This window comes from Sphingomonas segetis (assembly GCF_009720245.1).
Lineage (GTDB): Bacteria > Pseudomonadota > Alphaproteobacteria > Sphingomonadales > Sphingomonadaceae > Sphingomicrobium > Sphingomicrobium segetis.
This window is the reverse complement of record NZ_WJSQ01000259.1, coordinates 1-2,069: the sequence shown is the minus strand read 5'-3', so window position 1 is coordinate 2,069 and position 2,069 is coordinate 1. Positions and strand designations below refer to the sequence as shown.

Here is a 2,069-nt window from a genome sequence, read left to right as displayed (position 1 = left end):
CGCGCCGCGGATCGCGCGAACCTCGGCCGCGTCGCCGCCGAACAACGCGCCGTCAACGAAAGGATTTCGAATGACTATCAATCGCGCCTTGCCGCCGCTCGCTCTCTTGCTCAGCGCCTGCGCGGGAAGACCGCAGTCGCCGCAGCCGATCCCGGCGCTGGCGGAGCAGCGCCAATGCCCGGCCTACCCGCTGCCCCCGGCGGAGCTGCTCGAGCCGCCCGCGAAAACGGACTTCCTGACCCCGACGCCCTCCTCGCCACCGAGCAAGCCATCCAGCTCGACGAGCTGATCAGATGGGTGAAGGCCCAGGGGGCGATCGATCCGAACAGGGAAGGAAAATAATCTCACGCGAAGCCGCGAAGAACGCGAAAGCGGTTCTCGCGCAGAGGCGCAGAGGCGCAGAGACGTTGGTAAAGCGCGTGCGGCAGCAAAAATCCGGACTGCTCGCGCCGGTGCTGCCGAATGAATCCAAGTGCTGCCGCATGTCCGATCCTCGGCCGCTCTGCGTCTCCGCGAATCTGCGCGACAATTTCTACTTCGCGTTCTTCGCGGCTTCGCGTGATTCAAAATTCTTCCTCTCGATTGCTTCGTCGCATAGGCTGCTCGGAACAACAGGCGGGGGAGCGCTCGGCAGATTATGAAACCCGGCCGCCTCAACGCGTTCACCGACGGCGTCGTCGCGATCATCATCACCATCATGGTGCTCGAGATGCGGGTGCCGGAAGGCTCGGGGTTCGAAGCGCTGCGTCCGGTACTGCCGATCTTCGGCGCCTATGTGCTGTCCTTCATCTATGTCGGCATCTACTGGAACAACCATCACCACATGATGCAGACGGCGAAGCGCGTCGACGGGCGCGTCCTGTGGTCGAACCTCCACCTGCTGTTCTGGCTCAGCCTGTTCCCGTTCGTGATCCGCTGGGTCGACGAACGCGGCGTGACCAGCTTCCCGGTCGCGGCGTTCGGCTTCGTGCTGCTGATGGCGGCGATTGCCTACCTCCTGCTCGAAAAGGCGCTGATCCGCGCCGAAGGCGATGGCTCCGTCGTCGCCCAGGCGGTGGGCTCGAAAACCAAGGAATGGGTGAGCGCGCTCGCCTACGCAGGGGGCATTGCCGCCGCCTTCTGGCTGTCACCGCTTGTGTCGATCGCGCTTTATGTCGGAGTGGCCGCCACGTGGCTGATTCCCGACCGCCGTTTCGAGCGCCGCTTGCAGCGCTGACTCCGGCAACCCACCTCAGCAGCATGGAACAATATCACGGAACCACGATCCTCGGCGTCAAGAAGGGCGGCAGGACCGTCATCGCCGGCGACGGCCAGGTCAGCATGGGCAACACGGTGATGAAGCCCAACGCCAAGAAGGTCCGGCGCATCGGCGCGGACGGCAAGGTGATCGGCGGCTTCGCCGGTGCGACCGCCGACGCCTTCACTTTGTTCGAGCGGCTCGAGAAGAAGCTCGAGCAATATAATGGCCAGCTGCTGCGCGCGGCGGTCGAGCTCGCCAAGGACTGGCGGACGGACAAATATCTGCGCAACCTCGAGGCGCTGATGATCGTCGCCGACGCCGAGCAGATGCTGATCCTGACCGGCAACGGCGACGTGCTCGAGCCCGAAGGCGGAATCGCCGCGATCGGCTCGGGCGGCAATTACGCGTTGTCCGCCGCCAAGGCCCTGGCCGATTACGAACAGGATCCCGAGATCCTTGCCCGCCGCGCCATGCAGATCGCGGCCGAGGTCTGCGTCTTCACCAACGACCGGCTGACGATCGAGACGGTTGAAGCATAGCCCGAGCGGCGGCTAGTCAAGCCGAATGCTCCTCGACCGCCGAACCTTTGCCGCAGGCTCAGCCGCCTTGCTCACTGGCTGCGCGACGACCGGCGTGGGCACGCGCACGGTCAGCGACTGTAACCCGCTCGCACCGGTCGAGGCTGATCCGAGCCGCCTGATCCGCGCCGTCGCCGGGCTGCGCCCGTACCGGCGCAGCGGCTTCGTGGTCCGCGCCGAGGCGCTTGGCGACAAGCGGCTGGTGCACAATTACGGCCACGGCGGCGGCGGCATTACCTTGAGCTGGGGCA

The 2,069-nt window shown here is 65.6% G+C and carries 5 protein-coding genes; all 5 read left to right on the top strand.

The window, feature by feature from the left end:
- Window positions 1–342, top strand: a 342-nt coding sequence (locus tag GH737_RS15925) for a hypothetical protein (protein ID WP_230558844.1), incomplete at its 5' end; no start/stop codon positions are given.
- Between the two features lie 65 nt (window positions 343–407).
- Window positions 408–641 carry a hypothetical protein gene (locus GH737_RS14575; protein ID WP_155265486.1) on the top strand — a complete coding sequence of 78 codons (234 nt, stop codon included), beginning with the start codon at window positions 408–410 and terminating at the stop codon, window positions 639–641.
- Window positions 638–1,216: a TMEM175 family protein gene (locus GH737_RS14570; RefSeq protein ID WP_155265485.1), complete on the top strand. Its 579-nt coding sequence runs from the start codon at window positions 638–640 to the stop codon at window positions 1,214–1,216. The genes GH737_RS14575 and GH737_RS14570 overlap by 4 nt, the downstream gene beginning before the upstream one ends.
- 23 nt (window positions 1,217–1,239) lie before the next feature.
- The gene (gene hslV / locus GH737_RS14565) at window positions 1,240–1,779 is read left to right on the top strand and encodes an ATP-dependent protease subunit HslV (protein ID WP_155265488.1); all 540 of its coding nucleotides are present in this window, start codon (window positions 1,240–1,242) and stop codon (window positions 1,777–1,779) included.
- Between the two features lie 25 nt (window positions 1,780–1,804).
- Window positions 1,805–2,069: FAD-dependent oxidoreductase (locus GH737_RS14560; protein WP_155265484.1), on the top strand; the 265-nt coding region annotated here is incomplete at its 3' end.

What these genes read in the sequence shown, in the direction of transcription:
- hslV (WP_155265488.1), top strand. Translation starts at nt 1,240, where the DNA reads ATGGAACAATATCACGGAACCACGATCCTCGGCGTCAAGAAGGGCGGC.
- GH737_RS14570 (WP_155265485.1), top strand. Translation starts at nt 638, where the DNA reads ATGAAACCCGGCCGCCTCAACGCGTTCACCGACGGCGTCGTCGCGATC.